Consider the following 15,296-nt stretch of genomic DNA (forward strand, 5'->3'; position numbering starts at 1 on the left):
GCTGCAATGAATGATGAATACATGATGCTTCTTCTCAAATCCTTTTGTCAAGGCTGATTGAGATGCTCTTACCCTGTTTATAAATTGTCGGTCATTGTTATGTATGGTTTGTGAACCCGCCCCTACAACGTTGTGGTAATTCGAGCGATATCAATATACACAATACCCGTAGATACCGTAGGGTGCGTCGCCACAGATAATCTACTTCCCAAGCTCGAAAATCTAGCAGCTAAGCACCATACAAGGGGCGGGTTTTACCCGAAATATCGATCATCGGTAGCTAAAGATATCGATAAACCCGCCGCCCACAGACTTAAGGAAACAGTTGCGAAATCTGAACTTCTATTTCTGGAAAGGCCAGCATTGACAAAACATCATCTTCATTAAATACTGTTTCTTGTCCGTAGTTTGCCTCGCCCGGTTCGCGAAAAACATAAACTTGCCGCGTGTTAACATCAAGTATCCAATAATCAGTAATTCCCGCTTTAGCATAAGCCGGTGCTTTCCGCTTGCGGTCTGTTTCTAAAGTCGTGTCAGCTATTTCTATTAATAAGAAAATATTGTCTGGTGCGGGATGAAAATCTTGGTACAGCCGAGGGTCAATTTGCACTACAGCAATATCGGGTTCTGGTTCTGAATTTATACTTAGAGTAACCGGGTCTTGGATGCGAATTAAAGCAAGTCCTGCCAGCAGACTTCTTAGATAGTCGGCTGCACAGAGATTAGTTGCTGCGTGGGGAGGCTTTTTTGCACTCCTTGAAATAATTTGCCCGTCAATTAATTCTACTCGTTCATCGGGATTGAGAATGCCAGTTTCGGTCATGCGGCGGTATTCGTCTACAGTCCACAAGCGTAAATCTGTTACAGTCATGGCACCATTTCCTTTGGCGATATTATCTATAGTCCTAGAGGCCGAAACCGCAGGGCGGTTTCATTTTCTTGTAGGGGCAAACCCCCCGTGGTTGCCCCGATGCCTGAAATGTCCATGAAATCATCTGTGGGTGGGGGCGGGCACGGGGGCACCGCCCCTACAAAAGCCTGGTTTTGCGTAGGGGCAATCCCACGCCCGGTTGCCCCGAAACAGCCCTGGCCGAAACCGGGTTTTTTATCAAAATACTCGATGAGAGACTTTAACAATGGTAAAAAATCCGGTTTCTTTGGTAGAGTCCCGGACTACTTTAAATCCAAAATCCCCAATCTAAAATCCCCAACTAAAATTGCTATGTCAGCAATCTAGATTTAGCTGTAATTGCTCCCACACACCACAAAATGGCATTGACAATTTCCGATCGCTGAATATCTTCTGCGTCTAAAAAACTTGCAAACTCTTCCTCAATATTCAAATGGTCTGCAAAATCATAAAGTATGCGCTTGTATTCAGTTGGCATCGGTATTAAAGTAGCTTTCACTAAATCGAAAAGCGCGTTCAAACAGTTGAGGATAGTAGCGGACTCGTCAAAATCTTCGGCATCGAGCAAGTACAGCGTTTCTGCAATGTCGCAAATAGCGTCTATTTGTGTGGGTGGCTTTCCCAGTTCGCTGACATCGATATTGCACAATTGGAGAGCGTTAATCGCTAGTTCTGGACGGGTAAAAAATACAAGTTGACCGCCGGCTACTAAGGGCGGCTCTTGTTCTCCATAGACAATTAGAGTATATAGATTTGGTATTTCGGTGCCGGGGTCGATCCGAAAACCGAACAGCCACAACAATTTTTCTGTATTTGGGTTCGCTGTTTGCAGTGTAGTTGGGAAAATATTGGGTTCTGACATGAATTTTTAATCCCTATAATACGCTCTTAAACTCAGTTTCTACGCAAATTTTTTGTCTTTTAGGACTTACGCAATCATTCCAGGTATGGGGGCAACCACGGGGGGTTTGCCCCTACAAAACACTATATATTGAGGCGGTGCGTAAGTCCTGTCTTTGTGAGAAATCTACAGAGAAACCTGGTTTATAAGGCAAGAGTGCGTAATCTTTTTTCTCCTATAAATTTTGCTGAATAATGTCGCAGCATTCGGCAACAGGTGCTCTTTTTTCCATTGCTGCTACTAGGGCTTCGTAAGCTGATTTGTGGCTTTCGAGCAGGTTTTTTGCTCGCAGCAAACCCCAGTTTTGTTTAAGTTGAATCTCGGAACTTGGACGGCGCAGTTGTGTTAAAATTGCACTAATTTTGGTGCGGTCTTCTGCTCCTCCTTCTGCACTGCCGTAAACAAATTTTTCGGCGACTATTCCGGCCATCCACACGGTGCAGTATTGGTCTAAAAGTTGGGCGGAAAGAGTGCCATTTTGGAGTTGAGATGCTAATTGTTCGTCTTCAAATCGGACGCCGCCTTGGGCTGTTTGACCTTGTTTAAATGCTTCCCAAGCGTTGAGGGCGTAGCTGGTTACGGGAATTCCCAACAGGTACGCTACTAGGAAGTGTCCGGCTTCGTGGTGAAGGATACGATCGCGCTTTTGTTTGGAAGTTCCCCCCAGCCAATCTAATAAAATAGTACCGCCTTGACCTTGCCACTGGAAACTGTCAAGGGTAGCAAGCCCCAACAGGCAAAAAGTGGCGATCGCAGGTACGGCTTCTGGCAAGTTGAATAGGGGCCCCAACAATATTGAAACGGTGATGGCAAAGATAGAAATAGCGATAATATTCAAAGAAGTGTCTTTCATAATGCGGAATTGGTAACTGGGAATTGCTAATGGGTAATTTGTAATAGGGAATTGGTAATGGGAAGGGGTTTTAGAGGTAAACTCAGGTACGATCGCGCGATCGGTTTGGCAGCGTCGGGTCGATCGCAGCAGCCGGGACTTCCGACAAAAACACCATCTTCCAGTTTGACGGAAAATTGTCCCTCCGAAGCCACCGATATTAAAAAGATATTAAAATAAATCAAAGTCCAGTAAAAGTGTTAGTGGAATCCTTCATGTCAGTTTTGGCAGCGATCGCAGTTTTAGGTATCTTGATTGTCGTTCACGAACTCGGCCACTTCCTGGCGGCGAGACTTCAACACATCCACGTCAACCGCTTCTCCATCGGTTTCGGGCCCGTCCTCTGGAAGTACCAAGGCCCGGAAACTGAATACGCCCTCCGCGCCTTTCCCCTGGGAGGTTTCGTGGGTTTCCCGGACGACGATCCCGACAGTACAATTCCCCCAAATGACCCGAATTTGCTCAAAAATCGCCCCGTGCTCGATCGGGCGATCGTCATTAGCGCAGGGGTAATTGCCAACTTAATTTTTGCTTACTTCCTGCTGGTGGTGCAATTGGGTACTGTCGGCGCGGCAGAAATGAACTACCTACCGGGAGTTAAAGTCCCGGAAGTCGCCGCAGAAGTCAGTTCGGCCGCGAAACAAGCGGGAATTCGATCGGGCGACGTTGTTCTGTCTGTTGACGGCAAGGAATTGGGCGCTTCCGGCGAAGCAGTCAAATTATTGGTCGCAGCAATCCAAGATCATCCCAACCAACCCCTAGCGTTGGAAATTCAGCGCCAAGAACAAAAATTTGTGGTGACAGTAACTCCTGAAGAGTCGCCCGACGGCAAAGGTCGCATTGGCGTGCAGCTAACTTCTAACGGCACTGTGGTGCGACAGAGGGCCGGATTTGTAGAGGCGTTTAGCAAGGCCGCCAAAGAATTTGAGCGCATTGTGGTGCTGACGGTTCAAGGTTTCGGGCAGTTACTTAGCAATTTCAGCCAGACTGCCGACAAGTTGTCCGGGCCTGTGGCGATTGTGGCGATTGGTGCAGGGATTGCCAAATCGGATGCTGCCAGTTTGTTTCAGTATGCGGTGCTAATTAGCATCAATTTGGCTGTGATTAATATCTTGCCTTTACCTGCTTTGGACGGCGGTCAGCTAGCTTTTCTGTTAATAGAAGGACTGCGGGGCAAGCCTCTGCCGAACCGCATTCAGGAAAATGTCATGCAGACTGGTTTGGTGTTGTTGCTGGGTTTGGGAATTTTCTTGATTATTCGCGATACAGCTAATTTGGCTGGGTTCGATTTGATGGGCAATCTTAGGCAACAATAGTCAGTAGTCAGTAGTCAGTAGTCAGTATAGCAATCCTCGCATCAGTTTCAATAACTGGTTAACTTCCAAGCTCTGCCTGGGAACCGATGTAAGCGAGGCTCTGCCTCGGCCCAGACTATGGAGGCAGAGCCTCCGGATATGCGTTACCAGGCTCTTCCTGGTAACGAGTATAATCATTTAGGATTGCTATAGTTGGTTGTTATTGGTTATTGATTATTGATTATTGGTTATTGATTATTGGTTATTTGTTGGTTGCCACTAATAACCAATAAGATTAGTCAACAGTTAAAAATTAACAGTCATTAGTCATGACAGCACTTTTGACTAATGACTAATATTCGCTCCTTAAATTTGGCAAAAAAAGCAATGATTACACAACTGCAATATCCAGAAAGATCAAAAATCATCTACCCCGATGACAACGGAGAACCCATGTCAGATAATACCGAACAGTTTCGATTAATCGTCTGGATCAAAGAAAATTTAGAACTTTTATTTGCAAGGGTTGCTGATGTTTTTGTGGCGGGTAACTTACTGTGGTATCCAGTAGAAGGAAATAATAAACTTGCTCAAGCACCCGATGTGCTGGTAGCCTTTGGCAGACCGAAAAGATATCGAGGTTCCTACCAACAGTGGAACGAAGATAACATTCCGCCACAAGTCGTGTTTGAAATTTTGTCCCCTGGCAACCGTCTAACTCCGATGATTCAAAAATTCAAATTTTACGAACGCTACGGCGTGGAAGAATATTACTTGTACAACCCTGAACAAGTGGATTTAACTATATGGCAGCGTCGAGACCAAGAATTAGAAGCTGTAGAATCGGCGGACGGTTGGGTAAGTCCCCGGCTAGGAGTGCGGTTTCAACTATCAGAAACCGCACTAGAAATATTCGGACCAAACGGAGCGCCATTTGTAAGTTTTGTGGAACTCGCTCAACTGCGAGAGCAAGCAGAATTAAGAGCTGAAGAAGAACAGCAAAGGGCCGAACAAGAACAGCAAAGGGCCGAACAAGAACGCCAAAGAGCCGAACAAGAACGCCAAAGAGCCGAACAAGAACGCCAAAGAGCCGAACAAGCAGAAACTTTGCTGGAACAAGAACGATCGCGATCGGAAGCTTTAGAAGCTCGACTCCGCGAAATGGGAATCGACCCCAATCTTTTGTAAAGGACTAATGACTAATGACTAAGGACTAATGACTAATGACTAATGACTAATGACTAAAAAGTTAAGTTTAAAACAACGATCGCTCGAAATTCTGGTTCGCCTCAAACGCCTCTATCCAGAAGCTCCTTGCACTCTCAACTACGAAACTCCCGTGCAGTTGCTGGTGGCGACGATTCTCTCGGCTCAGTGTACGGACGATCGAGTAAATCTGGTAACGCCGGCTTTGTTTAAGCGTTTTCCCGATGCGGTGGCTTTGGCAAATGCTGATTTAGAAGAATTGGAAAGTCTGGTGCGATCGACTGGTTTCTACCGCAATAAGTCTAAAAATATTAAAGGTGCTTGTCAGGCGATCGTCAATAAATTTAACAATCAAGTGCCGCAGCGGATGGAACTGCTGCTAGAATTGCCCGGAGTTGCCCGCAAAACGGCTAATGTCGTTCTCGCTCACGCTTTTGGTATTAATATGGGCGTGACGGTAGACACTCACGTCAAACGTTTGACTCAGCGGTTAGGATTGACCGAACATACCGATCCTACAAGGATCGAGCGGGATTTGATGATATTGTTGCCGCAGCCGGATTGGGAAAATTGGTCGATTCGGTTGGTTTATCACGGCAGGGCGGTTTGTAATGCCAGAAATCCGGCTTGCAATGTTTGCGAACTGGCAGATTTGTGTCCTTCTGCTAATAGTTTGGTGTTGCACCAATGTTAAGTACAGGCAAGATGCCTGTACCACAAAAATGTTGAGTTATTGTGGAACAGGCATCTTGCCTGTTGCTAAAAATGTTAATTTATTGTGGAACAGGCATCTTGCCTGTTGCTAAAAATGTTGAGTTATTGTGGAACAGGCATCTTGCCTGTTGCTAAAAATCTTGTTGACAAAAGAAATAATTCAAATAAAAGAGATCCAAAATGACAAAAATATAGTAAAATAGTAGATTGTGATTAATCTAAGGATATCAACAGATTATGGCTAAGAAGAGCATGGTCGAGCGCGAGAAAAAGCGCCAGAGACTCGTAGACAAGTACGCCGACAAGCGGGAAGACCTGAAAGACCAGTTTGACCAAGCTACCAATCAGATGGACAAAATGGCGATTCACCGCCAACTACAACAGCTACCCCGCAGCAGTTCGCGGACTCGCTTGCGGAACCGCTGCTGGGCAACTGGACGCCCCAGAGGTTACTATCGTGACTTCGGACTGTCTCGCAACATGATGCGAGAAATGGCTCACGAAGGTCTTTTGCCCGGTGTTGTGAAGTCTAGCTGGTAGCACGAAGAAAGAAGGAAGGCACGACACGGATGATGACACGGATACACGGATGATGTTTTTCTGAAATTGTCGTGTTTCTGGAGATTTATTCTAAAGAAAAAGGAAGAAGGAAGAAGGAAAAAAACTTATAAATAATCGGCAAGATTATGTTTGGGGTTGATTCTTGTTTCAGACTTATGAGTTAAATTTTCCTCCTTCTTGCTTCACTGGCCACAGCATTTATCGATGCCTAGACTATCGAGTAACAAGTCGCTGACGGCATTGGCGATCGCAAATTCGCCGTAGAAGCTTTTAGAAAAATCATAGGCCTGCATTTCGGTGACGATCGCAATTACGAGGCTGCCCACGTCATTTTCGCCTTCCATACGCTGGCGAACATAGATTTGGGCAGCTCTTTTAGCTATTTGCTGGTTGGCTGCTTCTGGGATAAACTCGGAGTCTAGCCATGCCAGCAGCGTTTGTTGGAGCCATTGGCCTTCTTGCTCAGGGTTTTTGGCGGGCGGTAAGGTAATAGGTTCAATGGTTTCAGACATGATTATTCCTAATTGCTAATGTTGACTTTGAAAAGTTAACTGAGAAATGACAACTGATAAATATATGCAATATGATATACCGACAATTATACAAGGATATGCCCAAGGCTACTTCTTGATGGCAAATGACGGCGAGGAAAGTTTGGGGTGGTATTCCAGCCGGCAGCGGGCGCTGATTCCCCTGGATGAAAGATTTACCTATCCGAAATCCCTGCGTCGCCAAATCAATCAAAATCGATTTTCGGTGGCTGTGAACCGCGATTTTGGCGCGGTGGTTGAGGGTTGTGCCGATCGCGAAACGACTTGGATTTCTAAGGAGCTCAAGAAGATTTACTGGGGTTTGTATGAGGCCGGTTGGGCTTACAGCTTCGAGACTTGGTGCGGCGACGAATTGGCGGGCGGTATTCTCGGATTGTCGATCGGCGGTGCGTTTATTGGGGAGTCGATGTTTTACCGAATTCCCGAGGGTTCTAAGGTGGCGATGGTGAAGTTGGTGGAGAGATTGCGCGATCGATCTTATCTGATGTTCGACGCTCAAATGAACAATCCGCACTTGGAAAGATTCGGAGCTTATACTGTTAAGGAAAAACTGTACAACACTCTTTTGCAAGCAGCTTTGAAGCGCCGCTGCACGCTATTTTGAATATTCTGTCAGTAGGGAAAGGGCAATGTCATTTTCGGCTCGAATAGTTGCTTCAAACAATAGTATAATTAAGCTCAGATACTTCTCGGATACAACCACTATGCAAGTCACAACCGAAGAAATTATTTATCCCAGCAGCGACGGTCAACCAATGGCAGACAGCACAATACAATACAAATTAATTGTCACAATCAAAGAAGGTTGCGAATCGCTGTTTGAAGATGACCCCAACGTGTTTGTAGCCGCCGATTTACTGTGGTATCCGGTTGAAGGTAGACCAGATATTTCTCAAGCGCCGGATACGATGGTGATATTTGGTAGACCAAAAGGCGAGCGACGTTCATACATACAATCTCGCGAAGATAATATTGCTCCCCAAGTCGTCTTTGAAATTCGCTCCCACAACGATAGTAACACAAAAATGAACAAGAAACTTTCATTTTACTATCGTTATGGAGTCGAGGAGTATTACCTTTACGATCCCGAAAGAAATCAGTTAGAAGGTTGGCAAAGAATTGAAGGAATCTTAGAACCAATTGAACCGATGGAGGGATGGATAAGTCCCAGACTGGGAGTGCGGTTTGAGTTACCAGAAGAAGGGTTAGAAATCTATCGCCCTGATGGAGAAAAGTTTCTTTCCTATTCCGAAATAAATGCAGAGCGGCTATTAGAGCGACGGCGCGCAGAACAAGAATTTCAGCGTGCAGAAGAAGCCTCGCAGCGGGCCGAACAAGAAGCTCAAAAAGCCGAACGTTTAGCCGCCAAACTGCGCGAATTGAACATCGATCCAGATAGCATCTAAGCTCGAACTAGGAGAATAAACCCGGTTTGTCAAAGAAATCGGGTTTCTGGGGATTGCAGTTATTTACTTTTTTCAGGGCGAACCGGGATATTTGGTCGATCGCCCCCCAACTAAAATCACTGATACTACAATATATAATACAGAGATGTGAGCCAAAATCCTTGGTGCTCAGAAAAATCAGAATCGAAGCCCCTTGAATGTGTAAAAATACTGAAGCAAACATTACTAAACCCTGCACGGAGCAATTGTTGTGGATTCCAGATATAACCCCCAATCCATAGAAGAAAAATGGCAGCAGACATGGGCTGAGCAAAACTTAGACCAGATGCCAGAAGATACCCAAAAGCCTAAATTTTATGCCTTATCCATGTTCCCCTACCCGTCGGGAAACCTGCACATGGGGCACGTCCGCAACTACACAATCATCGATGTAATTGCCAGACTCAAGCGAATGCAAGGCTATCGCGTACTCAATCCGATGGGGTGGGACGCTTTTGGTTTGCCCGCAGAAAATGCCGCCATCGAGCGCGGAATTCCCCCGGCAAAATGGACGTATGAAAATATTGCCCAAATGAAAGGCTTATTTCGCCGTCTCGGCATTTCCTTTGATTGGACAAAAGAAGTTACAACTTGTTCTCCCGATTATTATCGGTGGACTCAATGGATTTTCTTACAATTTTTAGAAGCAGGATTAGCATATCAAAAAGAAGCGGCAGTTAATTGGGACCCGATCGACCAAACAGTCTTAGCAAACGAACAAGTAGATAACGAAGGACGTTCCTGGCGTTCCGGTGCCAAAGTCGAGCGCAAATTATTGCGGCAGTGGTTCCTCAAAATTACCGATTACGCCGAACAGTTATTAAACGACTTAGACAAATTGCCAGATTGGCCAGAAAGAGTCAAATTAATGCAAGCTAACTGGATCGGCAAATCAGTCGGCGCTTACTTAGAATTTCCGATTGTCGGAATGGATGAAAAAATCGCTGTTTTCACCACTCGCCCAGACACAGTTTACGGCGTCAGTTACCTTGTTTTAGCGCCGGAACATCCACTAACTCAGCGCGTGACAACCGCAGACAGAAAAGCGGCCGTAGAAACCTTCATCAAAGAAGTCGCCGCCCAAAGCGAGATCGATCGCACAGCCGAAGACAAACCAAAGCGCGGTATCCCCACAGGCGGCAAAGCAATCAACCCTTTCAACGGCGAAGAAATTCCCATTTGGATTGCCGATTATGTATTGTACGAATACGGCACCGGCGCAGTTATGGGAGTACCCGCCCACGACACGCGAGATTTCAAATTTGCCAATCAATATCAACTGCCAATTAAAGTAGTAATTGTGGATGATGATGAGCTGCCATTGAGCGAAGCTTACACCGAACCAGGAATTATGATTAATTCCGAAAGCTTCAACGGCATGGATTCAATTAAAGGCAAAGCAGCGATTATTCACCATGCCGAAAATGCAGGTTATGGCAAAGCCCGCATCCAATACCGCTTGAGAGATTGGTTGATTTCTAGACAGCGTTATTGGGGCGCTCCGATTCCCGTAATTCACTGTCCCACCTGCGGGACAGTACCCGTACCCGCATCGGATTTGCCCGTATTGTTGCCGGAAAATGTACAATTTACTGGCAAAGGTTCGCCCTTGGCAAAGATGGAAGAATGGGTAAACGTTCCTTGTCCGAGTTGCGGGACTGCGGCGAAGCGGGAAACAGATACGATGGATACTTTTATAGATTCTTCGTGGTATTTCTTGCGCTATCCCGATGCTCAAAATCAAGAGCAAGTCTTCGATACGGCAAAGACAAATGATTGGATGCCCGTAGACCAATATGTCGGCGGCATCGAACACGCAATCTTGCACTTGCTGTATTCGCGGTTCTTTACCAAGGTTTTGCGCGATCGGGGTTTGATCAATTGTGACGAACCATTTAAACGCCTGTTAACTCAAGGCATGGTGCAAGCAATGGCCTATAAAAATCCTGTTACTGGCAAATACGTTCCCCCAGCAGATATAGACCCCACAAATCCCAAAGATCCTCAAACTGGCGAAGCTTTGGAAGTCTTCTACGAGAAGATGTCCAAATCAAAATACAATGGCGTTGACCCCTTGCAAGTTATGGGCAAATATGGGGTAGATACGGCGCGGATGTTTATTTTATTCAAAGCGCCCCCAGAGAAGGATTTGGAGTGGGACGACGCTGATGTGGAAGGGCAATTTCGCTTTTTAAATCGCGTTTGGCGCGTGGTTACAGAGTTTGGTGCACCCCCCCCTGCCCCCCCTTCGCAAGGGGGGGAGAAAGAGGTTTTAAGTAAACCTGAGAAGGATTTGCGGCGGGCGATTCACACTGCAATTAAGGAAGTGAGCGAAGATTTGGAGGGCGATTATCAGTTCAATACTGCTGTTTCGGAAATGATGAAACTCAGCAATGCTTTGAATGATGCTAAATGTAAAGATTCGCCAATTTATGCAGAAGGAATTAACACTTTGATTCGCTTGTTAGCGCCTTTTGCGCCGCATATTGCTGATGAATTGTGGCACAATACTGGTAACAGTGAATCGGTGCATACGCAAACTTGGCCGAGTGTGGATGCTTCTGCGTTAATTACCGATGAAATTACGCTGGTAATTCAAGTTATGGGCAAAACTCGAGGCACAATTCAAGTGCCTTCTGGTGCTGATAAAGCTGCGTTGGAAAAGTTTGCTCGCGAGTCTGAATTGGCTAAGCGTCACCTTGAAGGTAAGGAGATTAAAAAGGTAATTGTGGTGCCTGGAAAGTTGGTTAATTTCGTGGTAGCTTGAGGGTAAAAATCGCTACCTGTAGGCAAGCTATCGTTTCTACACAAACACAACCTAATCCCCTTTAAACACTATCGGGCAACTATTATTTACTATAAGAGTAGACAAGTTGCCCTTTTTTTACTAACTTTAAGGGAATTTTAGGATTGTTTAGCGGCTCGTTTCTTAGCCTCACCTTTTCTTCCCATTCTTTAAATTTAGGTTCCAGCATTTCAGGTGTAAGTTTATAAATCTCTTTGAGAGTTATGCCTTCATACAGTCCAATATACCAAGCTTCTACTCGGCGATACTTGTCAAGTATAATTTCATTCAAATGATGGTGAGTAGTGACCCCACCGCTTCTATTGAGAGCAATATTTATTGTTTTAAGTTCGTATTCTTTTCCTTCAGCATCAATAGCATCGTTTCCTTCACGTCCAGGCGATATCCGCAGCCCTAAAAGAATTAATAACTGTAAAGTCTTTCCCCCGTTATCTTGAAAAATATCCGCAATACCATATTCACTAGCCAGATTTTGCAATTCTTGGATGCTTTTCATAGCATTTTCTAGCCGTTTAGCATCTGAAATGCGTTCTGCTTCCGTGGTAACAGCCTCTTCAACAGGCTCTACAACTGACGGAGAAACTGGTTCAGCTATTAGGGTGTTAATGAGAGCTGTACTTTCGCCGCTTTGGCTAAAACTGATTAAATAAGTAGCGGGTACATCGAGCGCTTCAGCTAGAGCGAAAATAACTTCAAAGGATGGCGATCTTTCACCGCGTTCCAATAAGCTGATATAGTCAGTAGTCTTGTCTATGAGTTCTGCTAACTCGTCCTGTGTCATCCTTTTTTCTCTGCGTAACTGACTTACCTTGACTGCAAATTGTTGTCTGGCTTCTTTGTAATTCATACCCCTCACAATTCATAAAAACGAACTGAAAGTTCGCTTTTTGAATGGTACGAAGAATTTATACACAAAACAACGAACTGAAAGTACGGATTTAGTAACACTGAGAGTACGGATTTTGATATAATGACAGTAGGCTGTGTCTTTTGTACCTTAAACTAATCTAAATTAAGCATGAGTAACATTTTGCCCGCTCCAATTTACACCACCCAATACGGTCAATCTTATTTGGGAGATTCTCTTCATCTCCTGAATAGTCTTGCTAGCAATTCTATAGATTTGGTGATTACATCCCCTCCTTTTGCATTGCAACGCCAAAAGAGTTATGGAAATGAGGATCAAGATTTATATGTTGATTGGCTGCTGGGCTTTGCTCCTGAAATTAAAAGAGTTCTTAAGGATACTGGAAGTTTTGTTATAGACCTTGGAGGTGCTTATCAGAAAGGAATACCTGTACGGTCGCTGTATAATTACCGCGTACTTATTAGGTTATGTGACGAATATGAATTTAAACTTGCTCAAGAGTTTTTCTGGTTTAATCCTTCAAAACTTCCATCTCCTATAGAGTGGGTGAATAAAAAGAAAATCCGGGCAAAAGATTCTGTGAATACTGTTTGGTGGCTTTCCAAAACGAATCAACCTCAAGCGAATATTACTAAAGTCAAAGTAGAGTATTCTGAGAGAATGAAAAAACTTTTGAAAAATGCTGATGAATTTTACACGCCCAAAGAACGTCCTTCCGGTCACAATATTAGCGATCGATTTGCCAAAGATAATGGAGGTGCTATTCCATCTAATTTGCTAGAAATTTCTAATTCTGAAAGTAATTCTCAATACTTGCGTTGGTGCAAAGAGTTTAATGTTAAGGCGCATCCGGCACGTTTTCCCCAAAGATTACCGTCATTTTTTATAAATTTTCTTACTGAACCGGGAGACTTGGTAGTAGATATTTTTTCTGGTTCTAATACTACGGGTTTTGCAGCAGAAGAATTATCAAGAAACTGGATAAGCTTTGAAAAAGAAAAACAATATGTTGCTGCATCAATATTTAGATTTTTGCCTCAAGAATCTTTTGGGCAAGCGGATACAATATACAACCAATTGTTAACTGAGGAAGCATCAGGATTGATTTTACCTCAAAATAGGCTAGTTTTTGAAGTTAATAATTATTGTTTTTAATTTGGCTAAACAGCCAAAATTTTATTTGAGTTACCACAATGCTCGAAATACAAAATAGATACAGACATTGTTTGAAGTTGCTATTTTTAATAGGAAAGATTTGGGCGATCGCCTACATTGCTTCCTGTATACTCTTGTTTTTTCTGCAAACTCGTTTGATCTTTCAGCCAACACCTACAATCGCCAAAACACCGGATGCTTTTAACATCCCTTACCAAGAAGTTTGGTTGCCAGTTAAGGGTCGATCGCGCAAAATTGAAAAACTTCACGGTTGGTGGCTGCCCGCCGCAAATCGAAAATCATTAGGAACTTTATTGTACCTGCACGGCAGGGGTTTGAACATCGGTGCGAATATCAGTCAATCTTACCGCTTTCGGCAATTGGGTTTTTCTGTATTGCTGATTGATTACCGGGGTTACGGCCGCAGTCAAGGCAGTTTTCCGAAGGAATCACAAGTATATGAAGATGCTGAAGTTGCTTATAATTATTTAGTTAAGCAGCGGCAATTGTTGCCTAGCCAAATTTTATTTTACGGTCATTCAATGGGAGGTGCTGTTGCTATTGAGTTAGCAATCAGGCATCCAGAAGCTGCTGGCTTGATTGTCCACAATTCGTTTACTTCTATGGTGGATATGGTGGAAAATAATGCTTATATGCGATTTTTTCCGGTGCGGTTGTTGCTGACGCAAAGGTTTGATTCTCTGGCTAAGGTCAAATCACTGCGAATGCCGATTTTGTTTGTTCACGGGATTGCCGATCGTTTTGTTCCTGCTACTATGAGCAAAAAGTTATATGCTAGTTCTCCTGAATATAAAAAAATTTTGCTAGTTCCTAATGCTAGGCACAATAATGGAGATGCTTTTTTTAATAATCCCGAATATCGCCAAACTATTGTGGATTTTGCCGAAAAAGTAATCGATCGAAAAAAACTATGACTTACGCACTCCGCCTTCATAACCGGGTTTTTCACCGCATCTGCTGGTTACAACAAAGTTTTTTCGTAAAAAACCAGGTTTCCGAGCACCCATGCGTATAGCGGTTCTCAATAAAATGAGGTACACACCGCTCACAACTGATGCCCTATGCCCTATGCCCTATGCCCTATGCCCTATGCCCTATGCCCTATGCCCGCGAGAGCACCTCATGTTACTGAGAAAGGCTATAAGTCCTATTTAATTGTTAGTTTCAAAAAGTAATTGCACGATCGCTCCGCATTCCAATTTTAATACAGATTGAGCGCTGCCGCCATTAACGGCAATTTCTACCCAACCGTCAGAACCAGTTATGGCAATTAAATCGCCCGGTTCGGTGTCGCTGTAGGTTTTACCGCTGGGGATGCGAATTGCATCAGAACTATTGCTAATTGTCAATGACCAATTGTTACCTATAATGCAATTATTCGGGATATTAGTAATTAGATTGCCAAAGCGATCGACATATTGAATGCAGCCTGCTGCACCTGTGGCTGTAACGGCACAATTTGGTATCTCTAACTCTACTAAACTTGCAGGGTCGATCGCCCCTCCCAAGTCTTCCAACGCCACCCCGTTGGCCAAGTGAGCGCCCGCTGCTGCAAAAATATCGCGACCGTGAAAAGTGCTGCTGGGTTGAGGTGTGCGCCAGTATTGAGAATTCGTGAGTTCGACAGAGGATCTCGCACTTTCCCGACTCAACACCCCGCTAAACAACCCGTTATCCGGCCCGACAAGAAAGCAATTAGCACATTTAATCGCAACCGGGCGTCTCTTGCTTCCCACCCCCGGATCGACGACAGCAACGTGTACGGTTTCCGGCGGAAAATAAGCAAAAGCAGTCATCAAACAAAACCTCGCCGCCGCAATATTTTGAGAGGGTATTTGGTGCGTAATGTCAATGACTTTTAACTGCGGGTTAATTTGGGCGATCGCACCTTTCATCACTCCCACATAAACATCGCTTAATCCAAAATCCGTAAGCAGAGTTATAATTCTATTTTTAGACATATATCCAAAG

Annotated in this window: 16 protein-coding genes; 10 read left to right on the top strand and 6 right to left on the bottom strand. The window is 44.4% G+C overall.

What is annotated here, in order from left to right:
- Positions 1-313: 313 nt before the first annotated feature.
- The 3 genes from QUA00_RS17410 to QUA00_RS17420 all read right to left on the bottom strand — a co-directional run bounded on the left by QUA00_RS17410 (position 314) and on the right by QUA00_RS17420 (position 2,664).
- A complete protein-coding gene (locus tag QUA00_RS17410) occupies positions 314-871 on the bottom strand; it encodes a Uma2 family endonuclease (RefSeq protein WP_333144973.1) in 558 nt (185 codons plus the stop codon).
- Between the two features lie 349 nt (positions 872-1,220).
- Positions 1,221-1,772: a hypothetical protein gene (locus QUA00_RS17415; RefSeq protein ID WP_333308202.1), complete on the bottom strand. Its 552-nt coding sequence runs from the start codon at positions 1,770-1,772 to the stop codon at positions 1,221-1,223.
- Between the two features lie 214 nt (positions 1,773-1,986).
- Positions 1,987-2,664: an ATP-dependent Zn protease gene (locus tag QUA00_RS17420; protein ID WP_333410423.1), complete on the bottom strand. Its 678-nt coding sequence runs from the start codon at positions 2,662-2,664 to the stop codon at positions 1,987-1,989.
- A 57-nt stretch (positions 2,665-2,721) separates the two neighbouring features.
- Here QUA00_RS17420 and QUA00_RS17425 point away from each other — a divergent pair, with 57 nt between their 5' ends.
- From QUA00_RS17425 to rpsN, 5 genes are all read left to right on the top strand, one after another.
- The gene (locus QUA00_RS17425) at positions 2,722-2,883 is read left to right on the top strand and encodes a hypothetical protein (protein WP_333410425.1); all 162 of its coding nucleotides are present in this window, start codon (positions 2,722-2,724) and stop codon (positions 2,881-2,883) included.
- A 35-nt stretch (positions 2,884-2,918) separates the two neighbouring features.
- Positions 2,919-4,019, top strand: coding sequence for an RIP metalloprotease RseP (rseP, locus tag QUA00_RS17430; protein ID WP_333410426.1), 1,101 nt, complete (start codon positions 2,919-2,921; stop codon positions 4,017-4,019).
- 366 nt (positions 4,020-4,385) lie between these two features.
- Positions 4,386-5,186: a Uma2 family endonuclease gene (locus QUA00_RS17435; protein WP_333410479.1), complete on the top strand. Its 801-nt coding sequence runs from the start codon at positions 4,386-4,388 to the stop codon at positions 5,184-5,186.
- A gap of 49 nt (positions 5,187-5,235) precedes the next feature.
- On the top strand, positions 5,236-5,898 hold the full coding sequence (gene nth / locus QUA00_RS17440; protein WP_333410428.1) for an endonuclease III: 663 nt from the start codon (positions 5,236-5,238) through the stop codon (positions 5,896-5,898).
- A gap of 257 nt (positions 5,899-6,155) precedes the next feature.
- Positions 6,156-6,458, top strand: a complete 303-nt coding sequence (gene rpsN, locus QUA00_RS17445) for a 30S ribosomal protein S14 (protein ID WP_333055623.1) — start codon at positions 6,156-6,158, stop codon at positions 6,456-6,458.
- A gap of 203 nt (positions 6,459-6,661) precedes the next feature.
- Here the strand turns inward: rpsN and QUA00_RS17450 are convergent, their stop codons facing one another.
- A complete protein-coding gene (locus QUA00_RS17450) occupies positions 6,662-6,991 on the bottom strand; it encodes a hypothetical protein (protein ID WP_332953433.1) in 330 nt (109 codons plus the stop codon).
- A gap of 46 nt (positions 6,992-7,037) precedes the next feature.
- Between QUA00_RS17450 and aat the strand changes: the two genes are divergently transcribed.
- The 3 genes from aat (at position 7,038) to leuS (ending at position 11,242) form a co-directional block, all read left to right on the top strand.
- Positions 7,038-7,634, top strand: coding sequence for a leucyl/phenylalanyl-tRNA--protein transferase (gene aat, locus QUA00_RS17455; protein WP_445300766.1), 597 nt, complete (start codon positions 7,038-7,040; stop codon positions 7,632-7,634).
- 100 nt (positions 7,635-7,734) lie between these two features.
- Entirely contained in the window at positions 7,735-8,436 is a 702-nt protein-coding gene (locus tag QUA00_RS17460) for a Uma2 family endonuclease (RefSeq protein ID WP_333285019.1), read from the top strand.
- Positions 8,437-8,686: 250 nt separating this feature from the next.
- Positions 8,687-11,242, top strand: coding sequence for a leucine--tRNA ligase (gene leuS / locus QUA00_RS17465; protein ID WP_333144981.1), 2,556 nt, complete (start codon positions 8,687-8,689; stop codon positions 11,240-11,242).
- A gap of 82 nt (positions 11,243-11,324) precedes the next feature.
- Here the strand turns inward: leuS and QUA00_RS17470 are convergent, their stop codons facing one another.
- Complete coding sequence (locus QUA00_RS17470) at positions 11,325-12,128, bottom strand: helix-turn-helix domain-containing protein (protein ID WP_333144982.1); 804 nt, start codon at positions 12,126-12,128, stop codon at positions 11,325-11,327.
- A 171-nt stretch (positions 12,129-12,299) separates the two neighbouring features.
- On the opposite strand from QUA00_RS17470, the gene QUA00_RS17475 reads away from it, so the two are divergent.
- A complete protein-coding gene (locus QUA00_RS17475; RefSeq protein WP_333144983.1) occupies positions 12,300-13,304 on the top strand; it encodes a site-specific DNA-methyltransferase in 1,005 nt (334 codons plus the stop codon).
- A gap of 38 nt (positions 13,305-13,342) precedes the next feature.
- Positions 13,343-14,239, top strand: a complete 897-nt coding sequence (locus QUA00_RS17480; RefSeq protein WP_333144984.1) for an alpha/beta hydrolase — start codon at positions 13,343-13,345, stop codon at positions 14,237-14,239.
- 237 nt (positions 14,240-14,476) lie between these two features.
- On the opposite strand, the gene QUA00_RS17485 is transcribed toward QUA00_RS17480, so the two are convergent.
- Positions 14,477-15,286 carry an SAM-dependent chlorinase/fluorinase gene (locus tag QUA00_RS17485; RefSeq protein ID WP_333144985.1) on the bottom strand — a complete coding sequence of 270 codons (810 nt, stop codon included), beginning with the start codon at positions 15,284-15,286 and terminating at the stop codon, positions 14,477-14,479.
- Between the last annotated feature and the right edge of the window lie 10 nt (positions 15,287-15,296).

It is taken from the genome of Microcoleus sp. T2B6 (assembly GCF_036700475.1).
Classification (GTDB): Bacteria; Cyanobacteriota; Cyanobacteriia; order Cyanobacteriales; family Microcoleaceae; genus Microcoleus.

Bases quoted from the DNA above. Each gene is read 5' to 3' on its own strand.
- QUA00_RS17410 (WP_333144973.1), bottom strand. From the start codon at position 871: ATGACTGTAACAGATTTACGCTTGTGGACTGTAGACGAATACCGCCGC.
- QUA00_RS17415 (WP_333308202.1), bottom strand. From the start codon at position 1,772: ATGTCAGAACCCAATATTTTCCCAACTACACTGCAAACAGCGAACCCA.
- QUA00_RS17420 (WP_333410423.1), bottom strand. From the start codon at position 2,664: ATGAAAGACACTTCTTTGAATATTATCGCTATTTCTATCTTTGCCATC.
- QUA00_RS17425 (WP_333410425.1), top strand. From the start codon at position 2,722: ATGGGAAGGGGTTTTAGAGGTAAACTCAGGTACGATCGCGCGATCGGT.
- rseP (WP_333410426.1), top strand. From the start codon at position 2,919: ATGTCAGTTTTGGCAGCGATCGCAGTTTTAGGTATCTTGATTGTCGTT.
- QUA00_RS17435 (WP_333410479.1), top strand. From the start codon at position 4,386: ATGATTACACAACTGCAATATCCAGAAAGATCAAAAATCATCTACCCC.
- nth (WP_333410428.1), top strand. From the start codon at position 5,236: ATGACTAAAAAGTTAAGTTTAAAACAACGATCGCTCGAAATTCTGGTT.
- rpsN (WP_333055623.1), top strand. From the start codon at position 6,156: ATGGCTAAGAAGAGCATGGTCGAGCGCGAGAAAAAGCGCCAGAGACTC.
- QUA00_RS17450 (WP_332953433.1), bottom strand. From the start codon at position 6,991: ATGTCTGAAACCATTGAACCTATTACCTTACCGCCCGCCAAAAACCCT.
- aat (WP_445300766.1), top strand. From the start codon at position 7,038: ATGACAACTGATAAATATATGCAATATGATATACCGACAATTATACAA.
- QUA00_RS17460 (WP_333285019.1), top strand. From the start codon at position 7,735: ATGCAAGTCACAACCGAAGAAATTATTTATCCCAGCAGCGACGGTCAA.
- QUA00_RS17470 (WP_333144982.1), bottom strand. From the start codon at position 12,128: ATGAATTACAAAGAAGCCAGACAACAATTTGCAGTCAAGGTAAGTCAG.
- QUA00_RS17475 (WP_333144983.1), top strand. From the start codon at position 12,300: ATGAGTAACATTTTGCCCGCTCCAATTTACACCACCCAATACGGTCAA.
- QUA00_RS17480 (WP_333144984.1), top strand. From the start codon at position 13,343: ATGCTCGAAATACAAAATAGATACAGACATTGTTTGAAGTTGCTATTT.
- QUA00_RS17485 (WP_333144985.1), bottom strand. From the start codon at position 15,286: ATGTCTAAAAATAGAATTATAACTCTGCTTACGGATTTTGGATTAAGC.